Raw genomic sequence first — 19,886 nt, 5'->3', positions numbered from 1 at the left:
CGCAGCGGGGCGTTATTGCACCTTCTCGCCGTGATGCTGCCGATACTCCTTTGGCGTGGTGGCGTAACTTTTCTTAAACACCGAATAGAAGTACTGCAGGGAAGGATAGCCGCACATCTGCGAAATTTCATTAATATTCAATGAAGAGCAGGCCAGCAGTTCACGCGCTTTCTCCAGCTTCTCGCGGTGAATCATGGCGTGAATGGTGTCGCCGGTCTCATCGCGAAAACGTTTTTCCAGATTGGAGCGCGACATGCCAATCGCATCCAGCACCTGTTCGACCTTGATGCCTTTACAGGCGTTAAAGCGGATGTAATGCATCGCCTGAATCACCGCCGGATCGCGCAGCGAGCGAAAATCGGTAGAACGGCGGGCAATGACTTTCACCGGCGGCACCAGAATGCGTTGCAGCGGCAGCGTTTGCCGATCGAGCAGACGATGCAGCAGCTTGGCGGCCTGATAACCCATCTGGCGCGTGCCCTGGGCTACCGAAGAGAGCGCCACGCGGGACAGATAGCGCGTCAGCTCTTCGTTATCGATGCCGATTACGCTGAGCTTTTCCGGCACCGGAATTTTCAGGTGTTCACAGGCCTGCAGCAAATGGCGCGCACGCGCGTCGGTCACCGCGATAATGCCGGTCTGCGGCGGCAGCGTTTGCAGCCAGTCGGCGAGGCGGTTTTGCGCGTGCTGCCAGTTTTCCGGCGCGGTTTCCATCCCCTGATACACCACGCCCTGATAGCGCTCGCGCATCACCAGCTGGCGAAACGCCTGCTCGCGCTCCTGCGCCCAGCGTTTGCCACTGGCGGCGGGCAGGCCGTAAAACGCAAAGCGGTGAATGCCTTTCTCTTTCAGATGCAGAAAGGCACTCTCCACCAGCGCAGCGTTGTCGGTGGCGATGTAGTGCACCGGCGGATAATCCTGCTGCCGGTGATAAGAGCCACCAACACCGACAATCGGCACCGGCACATTGCTGAGCAGGCTCTCGATCGAGCTGTCGTCGTAATCCGCAATGACACCGTCGCCCAGCCATTCGCGGATGTTGTCGATGCGGCAGCGGAAATCCTCTTCAATGAAGATATCCCAGTCGGTTTGCGAAGCCTGCAGATACTCGCCGACCCCTTCCACTACCTGGCGGTCATACACCTTGTTGGCGTTAAACAGCAGCGTAATACGGTAACGTTTTTCGTGCATCGTGGCGCGCTCCCTTAAACCTGTTGCGCATTGCATAGCACGGCGGAAAAGGCAGCAGAAATTGTTTGCGCCACATTGTGATCGCCCACGCGATTACACCCGGCGGCGCGTGGCCGTATCCATCCACACCGCCAGCAGTAAAATCGCCCCTTTGACGATGTACTGCCAGAAGGTCGGCACGTCCATCATGCTCATGCCGTTATCCAGAGACGCCATGATGAAGGCGCCCATCACCGCGCCGGCCACCGAACCGACGCCGCCCGCCAGGCTGGTGCCGCCAATCACGCAGGCAGCGATGGCGTCCAGTTCGGCAATATTGCCCGCAGAGGGCGAGCCAGCACCAAGACGTGAGCTAAGGATCAGGCCGGCGATAGCCACCATGACGCCGTTGATGGCGAACACCGCCAGCTTGGTGCGCGCCACGTTGATGCCCGACAGGCGCGCTGCATCAATGTTGCCGCCGATGGCGTAAATCCGTCGTCCGAAGGCGGTGCGCGTGGCCATAAACATGCCGCCGAGCAGCAGCAGTGCCAGCAGCAGGACCGGTGTCGGCACGCCGCGGTAATCGTTCAGTAACCAAATGGCACCCAGCACCAGAACAGCGGTAATCGCCTGGCGTGCCACCGTGCCGCTGGCGGCTGGTTGTGATAACCCCAGCTGCTGGCGACGCAGCCGCAGCCGCCATTGCCAGAGAATAAACAGCGCCAGACCGGCGAAGCCGAAGCCAAAGCCAACACCGCCCGGCAAATAGCTTTGCCCGATCTGCGACATCGCCGGCGTTGTTGGCGCTACGGTGGTGCCATCGGTAATACCAACCAGAATGCCGCGAAACGCCAGCATGCCCGCCAGCGTGACGATGAACGAGGGCACTTTACGGTACGCGACCCACCAGCCATTCCAGGTGCCCAGCAACAGGCCAAGCACCAGCGTTACCACGATGGTCAGCGGCAGCGGCCAGCCGAGCCAGACGTCAAAGATGGCCGCGGCACCGCCCAGCAGGCCCATCATCGAACCGACGGAAAGGTCGATCTCCGCCGAGATAATGACAAACACCATGCCCACCGCGAGGATGCCGGTGATGGCGGTCTGGCGCAGCAGGTTAGAGACGTTGCGTGGGCTAAGCCAGGCACCGTCGGTGGTCCAGGTGAAGAACAGAGCGATAAGCACAATCGCTCCCAGCATCACCAGCACCTGCAGATTGAAGCGCGGAAACTTGCCCGGCGCTGGCTTGCCCGGGGTACCGGACAGGCTCTGGCTACTTTCAGTTTTAAGCATAATGTTCGCTCCGCAGGGCAGCTTCCATGACCTGCTCCTGAGTCAGGTTGTCGTTAATCAAATCGGCTTTGATTTGCCCTTCATGCATCACCAATACGCGGTCGCTCAGCCCCAGCACTTCGGGCAGTTCAGAGGAGATAACGATTACCGCGATGCCCTGCTGCACCAGCGCGTTAATCAGCAGATAGATCTCCTGGCGAGCGCCGACGTCGATGCCGCGCGTCGGTTCATCAAGAATCAAAATGCGCGGATTGAGCAGCAGGCATTTGGCGAGGATCGCCTTTTGCTGATTGCCACCGCTGAGACGGCCAATCGCCAGTTCGGGTGAGGAGGTTTTGACACGCAGACGGCGGATAGCATCGTTAATCGCCTGCTGCTCCTGCGCTTCATCCAGCGTGGAGAAGCGATGGCTGTATTGATCCAGCGCAGCCAGCGTGATGTTTTTCCCTACGCCCATCAGTGGCACGATGCCATCTTTTTTCCGGTCCTCCGGCACCATGGCGATGCCGTGCGCAATCGCGGCCCGGCAATCGTCGATCTTCACCTGCTGGCCATCAATCCAGATTTCGCCCTGCCAGCGACCGGGCCAGACACCAAACAGGCACTGGACCGTTTCGGTGCGTCCTGCACCCACCAGCCCGGCAATACCGAGAATTTCGCCGCGCTTCAGGCTGAACGACACATTATTGACGCGGCGCACGTGGCGGTTGACCGGATGCCAGGCGGTGAGGTTTTCCACTTTCAGTACCGTTTCGCCGATCTCGTGCGGCTGGTGCGGATAGAGTGCGGTGAGCTCGCGACCCACCATCATCGTGATGATGTCATCTTCACTCAGCCCGGCCGCTGGCCGTGTGGCGATATGCTGACCATCGCGGATCACACAGATGGTATCCGAAATCGCTTTGACCTCATTAAGCTTGTGGGAGATGTAGATGCAGGCAATACCGTGCTCGCGCAGGTTAGTGATAATCCCAAGCAGCACCTCGGTTTCCTGTTCGGTGAGCGACGAGGTCGGCTCATCGAGAATTAGCAATCGCACCTGCTTATTCAGCGCCCGCGCGATCTCTACCAGCTGCTGCTGCCCGAGGCCGAGCTCGCCAACTTTGGTGGCAGGCGAAACGTTAAGTTTGACCCGCTCCAGCAGCTGCTGGCAGCGCAGCGTCATGGTTTCATCATCGACCATACCGAAGCGACCGAGCTCGGCACCGAGGAAAATGTTCTCCATGACCGTAAGCTGCCGCACCAGCGCCAGCTCCTGATGAATAATCACAATGCCTTTGCGCTCGGTGTCGCGGATGGTTTGCGCCTCGATGCGATCGCCGGCAAAGCGAATTTCGCCGTCAAATTCGCCGTGCGGGTAAAGCCCGCACAGCACTTTCATCAGCGTCGATTTGCCCGAGCCGTTCTCACCGCACAGCGACATGACTTCACCGGCTTCGAGCCGCAGGCTGACGGCGTCCAGCGCTTTCACCGCGCCGAAACGCTTGGTGATGTTGTTCATTTCCAGCAGCATCGATCTGCTCCTTCGCGTTTCAGGCGCTTAGAGTTCGCTCTGTTTATGGAAGCCGTCTTTCACCACGGTGCTTTCGATGTTGTCTTTGTTGACCGGAATCGGCTTCAGCAGGCGCGACGGCACCTCTTTCAGGCCATTATTCAGCTTGCTGTTGCTGGCGGGCGTTTTGCCATCGCCCAGTTCCACCGCAATTTTTGCCGCTTCGGTGGCAAGTTCGGTGATGGGTTTGTACACCGTCATGGTTTGCGTGCCGTTCATGATGCGTTTGATGGCGGCGAGATCGGCATCCTGACCGGAAATGGCGACTTTGCCCGCCAGTCCCTGCGCGCTCAGCGCCTGAATGGCCCCACCGGCGGTGGCATCGTTGGAGGCAACAACGGCATCAATGTGGTTGCTGTTAGCGGTCAGCGCGTTTTCCATGATTTTCAGCGCATTCTCTGGCAGCCAGGCATCAACCCACTGATCGCCCACCACTTTGATGCTGCCGTTATCGATGTAGGGTTTTAACACTTTCATCTGGCCGGCACGGAACAGACGCGCGTTATTATCCACCGGCGATCCGCCCATCAAAAAGTAGTTCCCTTTAGGTACCTGTTTAACCAGACTTTCGGCCTGCAGTTCACCGACTTTTTCATTATCAAACGAGATATAAAAATCGATGTCGGCATTATTAATCATGCGGTCATAAGCGAGGACTTTAATGCCTTCGCGTTTCGCTTCGGCCACCACATTACTCAATACCTGACCGTTATAAGGAATGATGACCAGCACATCGACACCGCGGTTGATCATATTTTCAATCTGTGAGATTTGCGTCTCTTCATTGCCGTTGGCCGACTGGACAAATACTTTGGCCCCAGACTTTTCCGCCTGGCTGACAAAAATGTCCCGGTCTTTCTGCCAGCGTTCCAGACGTAAATCATCGATCGCCATACCGATTTTCACTTCTTTCGCCAGCCCGGCGTGGCTGAACAGGGCCAGTGCAGCGCTGAGGGCTAACAGCGTGTGTCTCATTTTCATCATGGTCATCCTGTAGGTTGAGGCTATTGTCGTTGTAAGGCTATGAACCAGGGCGGATGAATTGTTGCCCTGCGACGTGAACAACATCAATTACTGATTTTTATCCTGCTATTACGTTTTTTTGTTTATTTGTGATTCTTTGAGCGCGATCGAAATTTTACGCGGCCATCTGTTAAATCCTGCAGCGGCGCTGCGCGCCGGCACGCGATGTAATTAAATACATGGATTTGCGAGCTGCCGCACAAATAATAATTATCTTAAGTTCAGTGTGAAATATCGTAATTGAGCTGAACGCTTACGCCTCCGCAAAATAACGCTTCACTGCTGACCATTCGGGTCTGATGCTAAGGAGCACAACATGCACGCTTATTTCGACCAGCTTGAGCGCGTTGGTTATGAAGGGGCCAATACCACTAACGCACTGGCGTTTCGCCATTACAATCCGCAGGAAGTGATTCTGGGTAAAACCATGGCGGAACACCTGCGTTTTGCCGCCTGTTACTGGCACACGTTCTGCTGGAACGGGGCGGATATGTTCGGCGTGGGTGCCTTTGATCGCCCGTGGCAGAAAAATGGCGATGCGCTGCAGCTGGCGAAGCTCAAAGCGGATGTCGCGTTCGAGTTCTTTTACAAACTCAACGTGCCTTATTACTGCTTCCATGATGTCGATGTGTCACCGGAAGGTGATTCGCTGCGCAGCTACCAGGAAAACCTGGCGGTAATGACCGATAAACTGCTGGAAAAACAGCAGGAAACCGGCGTCAGATTGCTGTGGGGCACCGCGAACTGCTTTACGCATCCCCGCTATGCGGCCGGCGCGGCGACCAGCCCGGATCCGGAAATTTTCGCCTGGGCAGCCAGCCAGGTGTGCAGCGCGATGCAGGCGACGCAGACGCTGGGCGGTGAAAACTATGTGCTGTGGGGCGGACGCGAAGGATACGAGACGCTGCTGAATACCGATTTGCGGCAGGAGCGCGAGCAGATCGGGCGCTTCATGCAGATGGTGGTGGAGCACAAGCATAAAATTGGTTTCCAGGGGATGCTGCTGATTGAGCCGAAGCCGCAGGAACCGACTAAACACCAGTACGACTTTGATGTCGCGACGGTCTATGGTTTCCTCCGGCAATTTGGCCTGGAAAAAGAGATCAAAGTAAATGTGGAAGCCAATCATGCCACGCTGGCGGGTCACTCTTTCCATCATGAAATTGCGACGGCGATTGCGCTGGGCATCTTCGGTTCGGTCGATGCCAACCGCGGTGACAGCCAGTGCGGCTGGGATACTGACCAGTTCCCGAACAGCGTCGAAGAAAACGCGCTGGTGATGTACGAAATCCTTAAAGCGGGCGGGTTCACCACCGGCGGCTTAAACTTTGATGCCAAAGTACGGCGCCAGAGCACCGACAAATACGATCTGTTTTATGGCCACATCGGCGCGATGGATACCATGGCGCTGGCACTGAAAGTGGCGGCACGTATGGTGAGCGATGGCGAGCTGGATAAGCGCGTGGCGCAGCGCTATAGCGGCTGGAATGGTGAGTTCGGCCAGCAAATTCTGAAAGGCGAGTTTTCTCTTGCCTCGCTGGCGGCGCATGCTCAGCAGCAGCAACTCAATCCGCAGCATCGCAGCGGACGCCAGGAGCAGCTGGAAAATCTGGTGAATCACTATCTGTATAATTTCTAATCCATCGGGAGCGAAGCATGGTTATCGGGATCGATTTAGGTACCTCCGGCGTCAAAGTGGCGCTGCTGGATGCGCACGGCCAGGTTCAGGCAACGGCCAGCGCGCCGCTGCAGGTGACGCGTCCGCAGCCGCTATGGAGCGAACAGGATCCCGAAAGCTGGTGGCAGGCCACCGATAGTGCCATGCAGGCGCTGGCGCAGCAGCACGATTTACGCCACGTCAGCGCCATCGGCTTTAGCGGCCAGATGCACGGCGCGACGCTGCTGGACGCCGCGCATCAGGTGCTGCGTCCGGCGATATTGTGGAACGACGGGCGCAGCAGCGCGCAGTGTCACGAGCTGGAGCAGCGCGTGCCGACGTCGCGTCAGATTACCGGCAACCTGATGATGCCGGGTTTTACCGCGCCCAAATTGTTGTGGGTGCAGCAACATGAACCGGCGATATTTGCGCAGGTAGCAAAAGTGCTGCTGCCGAAAGATTATCTGCGCTGGCGGATGAGCGGCGATTTCGCCACCGATATGTCAGATGCGGCGGGAACGATGTGGCTGGATGTGGCACAGCGCGACTGGAGCGATGTAATGCTGGCGGCGTGCGGGCTGAACCGCAGCCACATGCCGCAGCTGTTTGAAGGCAACCAGATTACCGGCACGCTGCTGCCGGAAATTGCGGCGCGCTGGGGAATGGAGCCGGTGCCGCTGGTGGCCGGCGGCGGCGACAATGCGGCTGGTGCTGTCGGCGTTGGCATGGTTGAGCCAGGGCAGGGCATGCTGTCGCTCGGCACCTCCGGCGTCTATTTTCTGGTGAGCGAAGGCTATCTCAGCAATCCGCAACGCGCCGTGCACAGTTTCTGTCATGCGCTGCCGCAGCGCTGGCATCTGATGTCGGTGATGCTGAGTGCCGCCGCCTGTCTGGACTGGGCCGCTGTGCTGACCGGCTGTGATGATGTGCCGCACCTGCTGGCCGAAGCTGAACGCGCCAGCGCGCAGGCCACGCCGGTATGGTTTTTGCCTTATCTTTCCGGCGAGCGCACGCCGCACAATAATCCGCAGGCACAGGGAGCTTTCTTTGGCCTGACGCACCAGCACGGCCGGCCGGAACTGGCGCGCGCGGTGCTGGAAGGCGTGGGCTTTGCGCTGGCGGAAGGCATGGATGCGGTGCATGAGTGTGGCGTACTGCCCAACGCGGTGATGCTGATTGGCGGCGGTGCGCGCAGCGCGTACTGGCGGCAGATGCTGGCGGACATCAGCGGACTGACGCTGGATTATTGTCACGGCGGCGAGGTGGGACCGGCACTCGGTGCCGCGTGCCTGGCGCAGCTGGCGATGGACCCGGCCAGCGAATGGCCGGCACCGGCGTTAGTGCAGCGCCATCAGCCGGACGCCGCGCAGCATCAGGCTTATCAGCCGCGCCGTGCGCGCTTTGCGCAGCTATACCAGCAGCTGTTACCACTGATGTCCTGATTTGGCTGACGCATGGCCGGATGAGGTCGCAAGGCGTGAACAGAGTCGGGTATGATGGGAAGAATTGATGAAGATACGTGGCCGGATTTGGCTGCGCATCTTCGCCCATCGTTACCCTTCATCGCCTGAGGAACCCACCATGCCGCAGCCCGTCTATTTTCTTGTCCTGCCGGGCGTCATGGCGCTCGACCTCACCGGGCCGGCAGAGACGCTGCAGCTGGCGGGCGGACATTTTGCGCTGCACTACATCGGCCCGCAGGCGAGCGTCACCTGCTCGACCGGCATGACCATTGCTGATATTGCACCGCTGCCCGCCACGCTACCCGATAACAGTCTGTTGATTGTGCCCGGCGTGTTCGATTCCCGCATCTGGTTCGATACCGGGGCAGCCGGGCAGGCGCGTGACTGGCTGCGCCAGCAACACGGCGCGATTCATACGCGGCGCATTACCCTCGTGTGTATTTGCTCCGGCGCGCTGCTCTCTGCGCAGGCTGGCCTGCTGGATGGCGTACAGTGCACCACGCACCATGATGTGTTGCCGCGCCTGAAAGCTGCCGCGCCGTCTGCGCTGGTGAAAGACAACCGCGTGTTTGTGGAAGATGCCGGCATCTGGACCAGCGCGGGGATTACTGCGGGTATCGATCTGGCGCTGCACCTGATCAACCGTTTGTGCGGCGCGCGGCAGGCGCTAACGGTGGCGCGGGAGATGGTGGTGTGGTTCCGCCGCTCGGGTGACGATCCGCAACTGTCGCCGTGGCTGCGTTATCGTAATCATCTGCATCCGGCGATTCATCGCGCGCAGGACGCGATGATTGCGCATCCGGAACATGACTGGTCGCTGGGCGCGCTGGCCGAACGTGCCCACGTCAGCGAGCGCCATCTGACGCGCCTGTTTCGCCAGCATCTGGGTATCAGCGTGCGGGAATATCACGAGCAGCTGCGGCTGGTAATTGCGCGCCAGCGCCAGCAGCAGGGGGAGGCGGCGGAGAAAGCGGCGCTGGCCGCCGGCTTCTCCTCGGCGCGCCAGCTGCGCCGCGCCCGGCAGCGCTGGGACGATCAGCTCACCAGGTGATGCTTGTCCACGCGTTTTAGCAACATCGCCAGCAGCAGACTGCCCAGCAGGGTTACGCCAAAGACCCACGGCAGATCGAGCCACGGCCGTGACATATCGTCGTAATGATGGGTACGCAGATAGTGAATGAACAGCGCATGGAAACCATAAATCGGCAGCGAATAGCGTGAAATGGTTGCCAGCAGCGGCAGCGGCCGGTGGTTCAGCACATTTTTAAACAGCACCAGCAGGCTTATCGCCGCGATAAACACCAGTGGGCCACAGTAAAGATACCAGGTGTCATTAAACGCGCCGTTAATCTTCAGCATCTGTCTGGTGCCAAGCGCGATACCGATGACGCAGGCGATAAAACTCAGCCCGGCCAGCCAGCTGATGCCGCGCCTGTCGGTATCCATCACGCCAATCGCCCGCCCAAGCAGCGCGTACAGCAGGTAGTAAATCGAGTCGCCGCTGACATACAGATTGACCGGCAGCCAGTGGAACGGCCCCAGCGACTGGCTGACGGTGTTCGGATTGGCGATCACCGCAAGGACCAGCACCAGCAGCGCCACATAGCGCGGCGGCACGTTTTTCACCTGAATCAGCGGAGACAGCAGGTAGATGCCGATAATGGCGAAGAAGAACCACAGATGGTAGAACACCGGCTTCTGCAACAGCTTCAGCAGCGATCGGCCTTCGCTGATCGGCGTCAGCCAGGTGATGTAGGCCAGCGCGACGGCGCTGTAGAACAGCAGGCACAGCACAATGCGCAGCAGATGGCGGCCCTGCGCGCTGCGTTCGCCAAAGAACAGATAACCGGAAATCATGAAGAACAGCGGCACGCAGACGCGCGAAGCCGAGTTAAGCAGATTGGCGACGTCCCAGCTGGGTCCGGTGACTGCCATCGGTCCGGTGATGTACCAGGTGGTGGTGTGAATGACGATCACCATCAGACAGGCGACCGCGCGTAAGTTATCAATCCAGCAGATTTTTTGCGACATGGCTTCCTCGTGCGTACTCCGTGCGAAGAAGGGTAGCCAGTGCACAGCGGGCCAACAACCCCCGCAGCCTGGATTTCGGAGCTCTCTGTTAACCGCCGCACAACCGCAGCCGCCTGCGCCAGGATTTCCGGCTGCACAATGCGCGGTCAAAGGGTATACTGTCGCACTCTTTTTAAATCCACCCGTATCGCGTGCGAATTCAACATGCAAAAGTTTGATACCAAGACCTTTCAGGGCCTGATCCTGACCTTGCAGGATTACTGGGCGCGTCAGGGCTGCACCATCGTCCAACCGCTGGACATGGAAGTGGGCGCTGGCACTTCTCACCCTATGACTTGCCTGCGTGCTCTCGGGCCAGAGCCGATGGCGAGCGCCTACGTACAGCCATCGCGCCGTCCCACCGATGGCCGCTACGGTGAAAACCCGAACCGTTTACAGCACTACTACCAGTTCCAGGTGGTGATTAAGCCGAACCCGGACAACCTTCAGGAGCTGTACCTCGGATCGCTGAAAGAGCTCGGTATCGACCCTGGCGTGCATGACATTCGCTTCGTCGAAGATAACTGGGAAAACCCAACGCTGGGCGCCTGGGGACTCGGCTGGGAAGTGTGGCTGAACGGCATGGAAGTCACGCAGTTCACCTACTTCCAGCAGGTCGGCGGCCTGGAGTGTAAGCCGGTGACCGGCGAGATCACCTACGGTCTGGAGCGTCTGGCGATGTACATTCAGGGCGTGGACAGCGTGTACGATCTCACCTGGAGCGACGGCGCGTTCGGCAAAACCACCTACGGTGACGTGTTCCACCAGAACGAAGTGGAGCAGTCGACGTACAACTTTGAGTACGCCGACGTCGATTTCCTGTTCAGCTGCTTCGAGCAGTATGAAAAAGAGGCACAGCAGCTGCTGGCGCTGGAAAAACCGCTGCCGCTGCCGGCTTATGAGCGCATTCTCAAAGCCGCGCACAGCTTCAACCTGCTTGATGCGCGCAAGGCGATCTCGGTCACCGAGCGCCAGCGCTATATCCTGCGTATCCGCACCCTGACGAAAGCCGTGGCGGAAGCCTATTATGCCTCCCGTGAGGCGCTCGGCTTCCCTATGTGCAACCGTAATAAGTAAGAGGCAGCCATGACCGATAAAACTTTCCTGGTGGAAATTGGCACCGAAGAGTTGCCTCCGAAAGCCCTGCGCAGCCTGGCAGAAGCCTTTGCTGCGCACTTTACCGCTGAGCTCGATAGCGCCGGTCTGGCGCATGGCGACGTCAGCTGGTTTGCGGCACCGCGTCGTCTGGCGCTGAAGGTGGCACAGCTGGCGGCAGCGCAGCCCGATCGCGAAGTAGAAAAGCGCGGCCCGGCCGTCGCTGCGGCGTTTGATGCCGAAGGCAAGCCGACTAAAGCGGCAGAAGGCTGGGCACGTGGCAACGGCATTACCGTAGAGCAGGCTGAGCGTCTCAGCACTGACAAAGGCGAGTGGCTGGTGCATCGTGCTGCAGTAAAAGGCGAAAGCGCGCAGGCGCTGCTGCCGGCGATGGTCGCGACCGCGCTGAGCAAGCTGCCGATTCCAAAACTGATGCGCTGGGGTGCCAGCGACGTGCAGTTCGTGCGTCCGGTGCACACCGTGACGCTGCTGCTGGGTGATGAGCTGATTCCGGCCACCATCCTCGGCATTCAGTCCGATCGCGTCATTCGCGGCCACCGCTTCATGGGCGAGCCGGAATTGACGCTGGACAACGCCGATCAATATCCGCAGCTGCTACAGGAGCGCGGTAAAGTGATCGCCGATTACGCCACGCGTAAAGCCAAAATCAAAGCCGATGCCGAAGCCGCCGCGCAGCAGCTGGGCGGTAAAGCCGACCTGAGCGACAGCCTGCTGGAAGAGGTGGCTTCGCTGGTGGAGTGGCCGGTGGTGCTGACGGCGAAGTTTGAAGAGAAGTTCCTCGCGGTACCGGCTGAAGCGCTGGTGTACACCATGAAAGGGGATCAGAAGTACTTCCCGGTTTACGCGGAAGATGGCCAGCTGCTGCCCAACTTCATCTTCGTCACTAACATTGAATCGCGCGATCCGCAGCAGATCATTGCCGGTAATGAAAAAGTGGTGCGTCCGCGTCTGGCCGATGCCGAGTTCTTCTTCAACACCGACCGCAAAAAGCGTCTGGAAGATAACCTGCCGCGTCTGGAAACCGTGCTGTTCCAGAAAGAGCTGGGTACGCTGCGTGACAAAACCGACCGTATTCAGGCGCTGGCCGGCTGGATTGCCGCGCAGATTGGCGCTGATGTCAATCACGCCACGCGCGCTGGCCTGCTGTCGAAGTGCGACCTGATGACCAATATGGTGTTCGAGTTCACCGACACCCAGGGTGTGATGGGCATGCACTACGCGCGCCACGATGGCGAAGCGGAAGATGTGGCGGTCGCACTTAACGAGCAGTATCAGCCGCGTTTCGCCGGTGACGATCTGCCGTCCAGCCCGGTGGCCTGCGCCGTGGCGATTGCCGATAAAATGGATACCCTGGCCGGTATCTTCGGCATCGGACAGCATCCGAAAGGCGATAAAGACCCGTTTGCACTGCGTCGTGCCGCGCTGGGCGTGCTGCGTATCATCGTTGAGAAGAACCTGCCGCTCGATCTGCAAACCCTGACGGAAGAAGCGGTGCGCCTGTATGGCAGCAAGCTGAGCAACACCAACGTTGTTGATGATGTCATCGACTTCATGCTGGGCCGTTTCCGCGCCTGGTATCAGGAAGAGGGCCACAGCGTTGACACCATTCAGGCGGTGCTGGCGCGTCGTCCAACCCGTCCGGCCGATTTCGATGCACGTATGAAGGCGGTTTCGCACTTCCGTACGCTGGAAGCGGCTTCGGCGCTGGCGGCGGCTAACAAGCGCGTGTCGAATATCCTGGCGAAAGCCACCGAAACCCTGAACGACAGCGTGCAGGCGTCCCTGCTGAAAGAGAACGCTGAAATTCAGCTGGCGACCTTTGTCACCGCGCTGGGCGACAAGCTGCAGCCGTACTTTGCGGAAGGCCGCTATCAGGATGCTCTGGTTGAGCTGGCGCAGCTGCGCGAAGCGGTGGATAACTTCTTCGATAACGTTATGGTGAATGCCGATGACGAAGCGGTGCGTATCAATCGCCTGACGCTGCTGGCGCAACTGCGCGAGCTGTTCCTGCAGGTGGCGGACATTTCGCTGCTGCAGTAAGCGATGGGCAGAAGTGAACCGAAGGGACGAGCAATCGTCCCTTTTTTTTCACGCAGCAGAAGGGGTGAACAGGCGCGCGTCGCGCAGCAGGTGATCGTTACCGCGACGGCGGGTAAAGCCGCTGCGGTCAAAGAATTCCAGAATCTGCACCGCGACTTTGCGGCCGGTACCCAGCTGGTTGCGGAAGTCGGCGGCGCTGGTGCTGCCTCCGGCGGCCGCGCGCTGACGAATCAGATCGGCGAAGATCTGGATCTGCGCGCTGCGGTAGTAGCGATCGCGCACGATCGCCGTGATATGGCCGAGACGCGCCGCGGTGAGCAATAAACCGCGAATCTGCTCTTCATCCTGCTGCAGCGCATCGGCAATGTCGCGCACCCACAGCGGCTGGTCGCTGAACAGCGGCTCGACCTGCTGCCACAGCGTGGCTTCCTGTGGATTAAAGCGCGGCGCGAAGTCGGGCAGGTGCAGCCAGCCCTGTTTCTGCCGCAACTCGCCTTGTGCCAGCATCTGGTCGATTAATCCCGGCACCAGCGGTACCGGCGCATGCGGCAGCGCCACACGGCGCAGGCGATCGTGGCCGATGCCCGGCAGCTCCGGATGCTGCTGGTGGAAGGCGCTCAGCGCTTCCCGTAAACGCTGCTGCCAGGCGCTGGCCATGGTGTCGCTCATCAGGCTGGTCCCCAGCCGTACCGGATTCAGCGGCAGCAGCAGCGCGTCCAGCGCCGGCGCAGTGAGCTGACGCGCCCAGCCGAGCTCGTCATACGCGGCCGGTTGATACGCCAGATGCGCCTGCAGGCTGGCGCTGTCATCGCGCGCCGCGGCCAGCTGCTGTAGCCACTGCAGATAGTCCGGCTGGCGTTTACCGCGCTTTTTGCTGTCGCACAGCAGTACGCGTCCGCCGCCCAGCGTGTGCTGCGCATTGCTGTCGCGGATAATTATCCGATCGTTTTCCGCCAGCCACAGCGGCTGGCTGAGCACCAGTTCAGCCACATCGTCCGTGAGCTGCGTTAAGCGGCCGGTGACGTGGCGGGCCGCGTGATGCAGATGCACCGGCTGTGAGGCCGTTTTCAGCGGTTGCAGCAGGCGCAGTGCGACGATTAGCCGCTGCGTGCCGGCGGGACGCGGCTGCGCCAGCAGCCAGTCGCCGCGCGTAATCTGTGCCTTCTCCACGTCACCGACGATATTCAGCGCGATGCGCTCGCCCGCCTGCGCGCGCGTCACCGGCTGGTTCTGCGCATGCAGCGCCCGCACGCGCAGCGGCAGGTTCAGGCTGCTGAGCCACAGCGTGTCGCCCACCCTGACTTCACCGCTCAGCGCGGTGCCGGTGACCACCAGCCCGGTGCCTTTCAGCGTGAAAGCGCGGTCGATGGCGAGCCGGAAACGGCGGCCAGGCTCAAACGCCGGTGCGTTCAGGCTGCTGAGGTGCTGGCGCAGCGTTTCAATGCCCTGCTGCGTATGGCTGCTGGTAACAAACTGCGCTGCCGCTGGCCAGCCGAGCTGCTGCGTGAGCTGCGCGACCTGCTGCTGCACCTCCGCGATGCGTGCGGCATCGACGCGGTCGGCTTTGGTCAGCGCCACGCTCAGCGGCGGCTGTCCGGCGAGGCTCAGCAGCTGTAAATGCTCACGGGTCTGCGGCATCACGCCATCGTCACAGGCCACCACCAGCAGCGCATGATGAATGCCGCCGATGCCGGCCAGCATGTTGGCGAGAAATTTTTCATGGCCAGGCACATCAATGAAGCCCAGCGTGCGGCCATCGGGCTGCGGCCAGTAGGCATAACCGAGATCGATGGTCATGCCGCGCCGTTTCTCTTCCGGCAGGCGATCGGCATCAATACCGGTCAGGGCCTGCAACAGTGCGGTTTTACCGTGATCGACATGTCCGGCCGTGGCAATAATCATGGTACTAAGGTCCGTATCAGGGCGGCTTCGTCATCAAGGCAGCGTAAATCCAGCCACAGTTTGCCCTCCTGCAGGCGGCCGATAACCGGGCGTGCCAGCTGGCGCCAGCGCTGCGCCAGGGCGTTGAGCTGGCTGCCGTGACCGTCGCGTGGCGTGAAGGTGATAGCAAAGCTGGGCAGACGTTCGACCGGCAGCGAACCGCTGCCAATTTGCGAGGAACAGGCGGCGATCGCCAGCGAAAAATCGGCGCTGAAGGCGTGCTCCAGCGCCGGCATCAGACGTTCAGCCTGTTGCAGAATATCGTGCGCGCTGCGCGTGAGCAGGCGCAGTGTTGGCAGCGCCTCGTGCAGGGTTTCCGGCTGACGGTAGAGCTGCAGCGTGGCTTCCAGCGCCGCCAGCGTCATTTTATCGACGCGCAGAGCGCGCTTCAGCGGATGCTGTTGCAGCTGGTCAATCAGCGCTTTTTTGCCGACGATAATCCCGGCCTGCGGGCCACCCAGCAGTTTGTCACCGGAGAAACTCACCAGGCTCACGCCGGCCGCAATCAGCTGCTGCGGCATCGGTTCAGGCGGCAATCCGTACGCCGTCATATCCACCAGCGAACCGCTGCCGAGATCGCTGATCACTGGCAGGCCGTGCTCGTCACCTAACTGCACCAGTTCCGCTTCCGATACGGCATGGGTGAAGCCCTGAATCTGATAGTTACTGGTGTGCACTTTCATTAACAGGGCACTATCGTCAGCGATCGCGCTGCGATAATCCTTCAGATGGGTGCGATTGGTGGTGCCAACCTCCACCAATCGGCAGCCCGCCTGGCGCATCACGTCAGGGATACGGAATGCGCCGCCGATCTCCACCAGTTCGCCGCGCGACATAATCACGTCGCGACCCGCTGCCAGGCTGGCCAGCATCAGCAGTACCGCAGCGGCGTTGTTATTGACGATACAGGCAGCTTCGGCGCCGGTTAGCTCGCACAGCAGTGCGCTGACTGCGCGATCGCGATGACCGCGCGCCGCGTCGTCCAGCGCATACTCCAGCGTTACCGGCTGGCGCAGACAGGCGCTGACCGCCGCGATGGCGCGATCGCTGAGCTGCGCGCGCCCGAGATTGGTGTGCAGCACGGTGCCGGTCAGGTTAAACACCGGGTGCAGCGCGCTTTGCTGCTGCTGCTGTGCGCGGCGCAGCGCTTCATCCGGCCAGCTGGCGTGCCAGTGTGGTAACGATTGATGTTGCTGAATGTGGTCGCGCGCCTCCTGCTGCATGCCGCGCAGCTGACGCGTGATAAAGGCGGTACCGGTTTGTGCCAGCAGCGGCTGCAGCGCCGGATCGCGCAGCAGGCTGTCGATGGCAGGGAGCTGACTGTAGAGGGCTTTCATCACATCACTTAGTGGGTGGGCGGAACCGTACGGGCAAAGCTTTCCCGCTCGAACAGCGTTTCTGCCAGTTTAACCAGCGCCGGGCGATTGACGCACCAGTTGGGCAGCACGCGGCGAAAATTGAGATAGCCCAGGGTGCAGCCGGTGGCGATATCGGCGAGGTTGAGCGTGCCGCTGTTGAGCAACTCGCCCTGCGCGGCGGCGGTTTCCAGCGCGTCGAGGCCGCGCGCGATTTTCTCGCGATTACGCAGCAGCACCTCTTCCGACTGCCGATCGCCGGGACGCATCTGTTCGCGCACGATCATCACTGCCGCATCATTGATGCCGTCGGCCAGCTTCTCCAGCTGGCGGATCTGCAGGGCGCGCAGTGCGTCGTCGGGCAGCAGGGCAGGGGCATCGCCACGCAGTTCAATCACCTGAGCAATGATCGAGGAGTCAAACCAGGTCAGCTGCTGGTCATCAATGAAGGCCGGCACTTTACCCAGCGGATTGTACTGCGGGACGTGGCTGTCAGGCTCCCACGGAGAGTGGTTGACGAATTCAAACACCAGGCCCTTTTCCAGCAGGATCACTGAGATTTTGCGCACAAACGGGCTGGTATAGCTGCCAATCAGTTTCATCAGATGTCTCCGTTGCGATAAATGCCAGGCTCCACATTGTAGCGGCGCGATTTATCGCGCAGGGTTTGATGGTGCAAAACCGCGCGATAAATCGCGCCGCTACAAATCGCAGAATGAGTAAATTTACTGCATCAATCCCCGGGAAACATAAACGGATTCAGGCTGCTGCGCGCGAATCCTTCCTGCTCCATGCGGGCATCCAGCACCAGCGAGGCGAGATCGTCGGCCACCGGTTCCAGCGCCGGATCTTTCTCCTGGTATAGCATCTTCAGGTAGGTACCGCAGTCGCCGCAGCTTTCGGCTTTCACGGCGGCCTGCTCGCTGTCCAGCGACCAGTAATGCAGATCGCGCGTTTGCTCGCAGTTCGAGCACTTGCTGCGCACTACGTACCACTCGCTTTCGCACAGATTACAGTGCAGATAGCGCAGACCCTGCTGGCCAACGTCCATGTGCACCACGCTGGCGACCGGCACGCTGGCGCACACCGGGCAGAACTGACGGTGCTCGCCATATTCGGCCCGCGCTTTGCCGGGGATCATCGCCGCCATCTGCGCCCAGTAAATTGACAGCGCCGCCCAGATGAACGGGGCTTTATCACTGCTGACCTGGGCGAATTCGCCTTCCAGCAGCGCGCTGGCAAGGGTTTCCAGCTCGGTGGACGAGGCCTTCTCCAGATTCTCCAGCACCGCCAGCGCCTGGCCGCTCATCTCTGGCTTCAGCTCGGCGATCAGCGAATGCAGCAGCCGCTGCCAGTGCACATCGCGCGGGTAAGTGTGGATATCCAGCGGCGGTTTGCCCTGCTGCGCGCTCTCGGCCAGCCGCTGATGCAGATCGATCTGCAGCGGATGGTCATACAGCACGATTTCCTGGGCCTGCGCAATTACCGCGGCAAAACGCAGGTAGTCGCCCAGCGGATTTTTCGCCGCCAGATCACGCAACCGCGCCGCACGGCGGCTGTAGAGATTTTTCAGCCGGGGGAAAAGTAACGGCGGAACTTGCTCCGCCGTGTTCTTTTCGCTCTTCTCCAGCTGCTCCTGCGGGATGATGCGAATACTCATCAGGGACGTTTTTCCTGTTGTGTTTGGCGTTGGCGCTGCTCGCGATACCAGCGTGGGTGATGTTTCTTCGCCCACGCGGCCGGTACCCAGCCCTCAACCATGGCGGTAATGGTGCCTTTCACCCACAGGGCGGCATAAATATGCACCATAATCGTCATGATCAGTGCCACAGCCGAGACCGAATGCACCACCAGCGCGGCGCGAATCAGCGGAATGGTGAAGTACCCGGCGAACCAGGGGCGCCAGATAACAATTCCGCTCACCAGCAGCAAGACTAAGCTGATGATAGCAGCCCAGAACACACACTTCTGCCCGAAGTTGTATTTGCCGGTATCGCCCACCTCTTCATTACGCACGATTTTGCGGATATTTTTCGCCCATACCAGATCTTCGCGCTGGATAAGATTGTGCTTCCAGTAGCGTAAGAACATGATAATAAAGGCTGCAAACATCACCACGCCGACGAACGGGTGCAGAATACGCGCCAGCTGTGGCGTGCCGAGCACGTGCATCAGCCAGTTAAACGACGGGAAAAAGAAACCCAGTCCGCTGAGCGCGGCAAACACAAAACAGAACGCGACAATCCAGTGATTGATGCGTTCCGGCGCGCTGTAGCGCACCAGACGATCGCGCTTTTTCATCATTCGCGCTCCTCTTTTTCATGCAGGTTTTCGTCGTCGTCCTCTTCCACCCGGTTCGGACCGACACCAACGTAGTGGAACACCGCGGCGGCGAAGGTGGCGGCAAAGCCGATAGCAGCCAGCGGTTTCCAGACGCCTTTCCAGAAGGTGACCGCCGGGCTGATGCTCGGGTTGGCTGGCAGGCCGTGATACAGCTGCGGTTTGTCGGCGTGGTGCAGCACGTACATGACGTGGGTGCCGCCGACGCCAGCCGGATCGTACAGCCCGGCGTTGGCATAGCCGCGCGTGTTCAGCTCAGCGACGCGATCGGCAGCCAGCTGCTGCATATCGCTTTTGCTGCCGAAGTGAATCGCCCCGGTCGGACAGGTTTTCACGCACGCCGGTTCCTGACCGACGTTAACGCGATCTACGCATAACGTGCATTTATACACGCGGTTGTCGTCTTTATTCAGCCGCGGCACGTCAAACGGACAGCCGGCAATGCAGTAGCCGCAGCCAATGCACTGTTCCGACTGAAAATCGACGATCCCGTTCGCGTACTGAATAATCGCGCCTTCCGACGGACAGGCTTTCAGGCAGCCGGGGTCGGCGCAGTGCATACAGCCATCCTTGCGGATCAGCCACTCCAGCTTGCCGTTCTCCTCGACTTCAGAGAAACGCATCACCGTCCAGGATTTGGCGGTCAAATCCGCCGGGTTGTCATACACCCCGACGTTATGACCGACCTCGTCGCGAATGTCGTTCCACTCTGAACACGCGACCTGACACGCCTTACAGCCGATGCAGGTGGTAACGTCGATCAGTTTCGCCACTTCCTGCTGATGGTCACGCGCCTGCGGGGCAGGCGTGAAACCATTGGTGGCGGAGCGGCGGATAATATCTTGCGATTGATAAGCCATCTT

At 60.1% G+C, this 19,886-nt stretch carries 16 protein-coding genes; 5 read left to right on the top strand and 11 right to left on the bottom strand.

Going from position 1 to position 19,886, the window contains the following annotated elements; genetic code table 11:
* Positions 1-12: 12 nt before the first annotated feature.
* The 4 genes from xylR to xylF form a co-directional block, all read right to left on the bottom strand.
* Positions 13-1,191 carry a D-xylose utilization transcriptional activator XylR gene (xylR, locus tag ERD80_RS06605; RefSeq protein ID WP_021506871.1) on the bottom strand — a complete coding sequence of 393 codons (1,179 nt, stop codon included), beginning with the start codon at positions 1,189-1,191 and terminating at the stop codon, positions 13-15.
* A gap of 93 nt (positions 1,192-1,284) precedes the next feature.
* Entirely contained in the window at positions 1,285-2,466 is a 1,182-nt protein-coding gene (xylH, locus tag ERD80_RS06600) for a xylose ABC transporter permease XylH (RefSeq protein WP_058758166.1), read from the bottom strand.
* Positions 2,459-3,979, bottom strand: coding sequence for a xylose ABC transporter ATP-binding protein (locus tag ERD80_RS06595; protein WP_058758165.1), 1,521 nt, complete (start codon positions 3,977-3,979; stop codon positions 2,459-2,461). Before ERD80_RS06595 ends, xylH begins: the two co-directional genes overlap by 8 nt.
* 27 nt (positions 3,980-4,006) lie before the next feature.
* Positions 4,007-4,999, bottom strand: coding sequence for a D-xylose ABC transporter substrate-binding protein (gene xylF, locus ERD80_RS06590; protein WP_058758164.1), 993 nt, complete (start codon positions 4,997-4,999; stop codon positions 4,007-4,009).
* Positions 5,000-5,357: 358 nt separating this feature from the next.
* Between xylF and xylA the strand changes: the two genes are divergently transcribed.
* From xylA to ERD80_RS06575, 3 genes are all read left to right on the top strand, one after another.
* Complete coding sequence (xylA, locus tag ERD80_RS06585) at positions 5,358-6,680, top strand: xylose isomerase (protein ID WP_058775593.1); 1,323 nt, start codon at positions 5,358-5,360, stop codon at positions 6,678-6,680.
* Between the two features lie 17 nt (positions 6,681-6,697).
* Positions 6,698-8,140: a xylulokinase gene (xylB, locus tag ERD80_RS06580; protein ID WP_136546261.1), complete on the top strand. Its 1,443-nt coding sequence runs from the start codon at positions 6,698-6,700 to the stop codon at positions 8,138-8,140.
* Between the two features lie 139 nt (positions 8,141-8,279).
* A complete protein-coding gene (locus ERD80_RS06575; protein WP_136546273.1) occupies positions 8,280-9,212 on the top strand; it encodes a helix-turn-helix domain-containing protein in 933 nt (310 codons plus the stop codon).
* On the opposite strand, the gene ERD80_RS06570 is transcribed toward ERD80_RS06575, so the two are convergent.
* On the bottom strand, positions 9,197-10,192 hold the full coding sequence (locus tag ERD80_RS06570) for an acyltransferase (RefSeq protein WP_058758160.1): 996 nt from the start codon (positions 10,190-10,192) through the stop codon (positions 9,197-9,199). The two genes, ERD80_RS06575 and ERD80_RS06570, sit on opposite strands and share 16 nt — an antisense overlap.
* Positions 10,193-10,396: 204 nt before the next feature.
* Between ERD80_RS06570 and glyQ the strand changes: the two genes are divergently transcribed.
* Both glyQ and glyS read left to right on the top strand, forming a co-directional pair.
* Positions 10,397-11,308, top strand: coding sequence for a glycine--tRNA ligase subunit alpha (glyQ, locus tag ERD80_RS06565; protein WP_021506863.1), 912 nt, complete (start codon positions 10,397-10,399; stop codon positions 11,306-11,308).
* Between the two features lie 9 nt (positions 11,309-11,317).
* On the top strand, positions 11,318-13,387 hold the full coding sequence (glyS, locus tag ERD80_RS06560; protein ID WP_058775590.1) for a glycine--tRNA ligase subunit beta: 2,070 nt from the start codon (positions 11,318-11,320) through the stop codon (positions 13,385-13,387).
* Positions 13,388-13,435: 48 nt separating this feature from the next.
* Here glyS and selB read toward each other — a convergent pair whose 3' ends face one another.
* The 6 genes from selB to fdxH all read right to left on the bottom strand — a co-directional run bounded on the left by selB (position 13,436) and on the right by fdxH (position 19,883).
* Complete coding sequence (gene selB / locus ERD80_RS06555) at positions 13,436-15,289, bottom strand: selenocysteine-specific translation elongation factor (RefSeq protein WP_136546259.1); 1,854 nt, start codon at positions 15,287-15,289, stop codon at positions 13,436-13,438.
* The gene (gene selA, locus ERD80_RS06550) at positions 15,286-16,665 is read right to left on the bottom strand and encodes an L-seryl-tRNA(Sec) selenium transferase (RefSeq protein ID WP_136546257.1); all 1,380 of its coding nucleotides are present in this window, start codon (positions 16,663-16,665) and stop codon (positions 15,286-15,288) included. Before selA ends, selB begins: the two co-directional genes overlap by 4 nt.
* Before the next feature lie 8 nt (positions 16,666-16,673).
* Positions 16,674-17,285 (bottom strand): glutathione S-transferase, encoded by a 612-nt coding sequence (locus ERD80_RS06545; RefSeq protein ID WP_021506859.1) that lies wholly within the window; start codon positions 17,283-17,285, stop codon positions 16,674-16,676.
* A 131-nt stretch (positions 17,286-17,416) separates the two neighbouring features.
* Complete coding sequence (fdhE, locus tag ERD80_RS06540) at positions 17,417-18,343, bottom strand: formate dehydrogenase accessory protein FdhE (RefSeq protein ID WP_058770768.1); 927 nt, start codon at positions 18,341-18,343, stop codon at positions 17,417-17,419.
* Positions 18,343-18,984 carry a formate dehydrogenase cytochrome b556 subunit gene (gene fdoI, locus ERD80_RS06535; RefSeq protein ID WP_136546271.1) on the bottom strand — a complete coding sequence of 214 codons (642 nt, stop codon included), beginning with the start codon at positions 18,982-18,984 and terminating at the stop codon, positions 18,343-18,345. The genes fdhE and fdoI overlap by 1 nt, the downstream gene beginning before the upstream one ends.
* On the bottom strand, positions 18,984-19,883 hold the full coding sequence (gene fdxH / locus ERD80_RS06530; protein WP_021506856.1) for a formate dehydrogenase subunit beta: 900 nt from the start codon (positions 19,881-19,883) through the stop codon (positions 18,984-18,986). Before fdxH ends, fdoI begins: the two co-directional genes overlap by 1 nt.
* Positions 19,884-19,886 lie beyond the last annotated feature (3 nt).

The organism is Pantoea sp. R102, from assembly GCF_004916815.1.
In the GTDB taxonomy this organism is placed as follows: Bacteria; Pseudomonadota; Gammaproteobacteria; order Enterobacterales; family Enterobacteriaceae; genus Pantoea; species Pantoea dispersa.
This window is presented reverse-complemented; position numbering and strand designations above follow the sequence as displayed.

Coding starts and splice junctions, on each gene's coding strand:
- xylR (WP_021506871.1), bottom strand. CDS start 1,191: ATGCACGAAAAACGTTACCGTATTACGCTGCTGTTTAACGCCAACAAG.
- xylH (WP_058758166.1), bottom strand. CDS start 2,466: ATGCTTAAAACTGAAAGTAGCCAGAGCCTGTCCGGTACCCCGGGCAAG.
- ERD80_RS06595 (WP_058758165.1), bottom strand. CDS start 3,979: ATGCTGCTGGAAATGAACAACATCACCAAGCGTTTCGGCGCGGTGAAA.
- xylF (WP_058758164.1), bottom strand. CDS start 4,999: ATGAAAATGAGACACACGCTGTTAGCCCTCAGCGCTGCACTGGCCCTG.
- xylA (WP_058775593.1), top strand. CDS start 5,358: ATGCACGCTTATTTCGACCAGCTTGAGCGCGTTGGTTATGAAGGGGCC.
- xylB (WP_136546261.1), top strand. CDS start 6,698: ATGGTTATCGGGATCGATTTAGGTACCTCCGGCGTCAAAGTGGCGCTG.
- ERD80_RS06575 (WP_136546273.1), top strand. CDS start 8,280: ATGCCGCAGCCCGTCTATTTTCTTGTCCTGCCGGGCGTCATGGCGCTC.
- ERD80_RS06570 (WP_058758160.1), bottom strand. CDS start 10,192: ATGTCGCAAAAAATCTGCTGGATTGATAACTTACGCGCGGTCGCCTGT.
- glyQ (WP_021506863.1), top strand. CDS start 10,397: ATGCAAAAGTTTGATACCAAGACCTTTCAGGGCCTGATCCTGACCTTG.
- glyS (WP_058775590.1), top strand. CDS start 11,318: ATGACCGATAAAACTTTCCTGGTGGAAATTGGCACCGAAGAGTTGCCT.
- selB (WP_136546259.1), bottom strand. CDS start 15,289: ATGATTATTGCCACGGCCGGACATGTCGATCACGGTAAAACCGCACTG.
- selA (WP_136546257.1), bottom strand. CDS start 16,665: ATGAAAGCCCTCTACAGTCAGCTCCCTGCCATCGACAGCCTGCTGCGC.
- ERD80_RS06545 (WP_021506859.1), bottom strand. CDS start 17,285: ATGAAACTGATTGGCAGCTATACCAGCCCGTTTGTGCGCAAAATCTCA.
- fdhE (WP_058770768.1), bottom strand. CDS start 18,343: ATGAGTATTCGCATCATCCCGCAGGAGCAGCTGGAGAAGAGCGAAAAG.
- fdoI (WP_136546271.1), bottom strand. CDS start 18,984: ATGAAAAAGCGCGATCGTCTGGTGCGCTACAGCGCGCCGGAACGCATC.
- fdxH (WP_021506856.1), bottom strand. CDS start 19,883: ATGGCTTATCAATCGCAAGATATTATCCGCCGCTCCGCCACCAATGGT.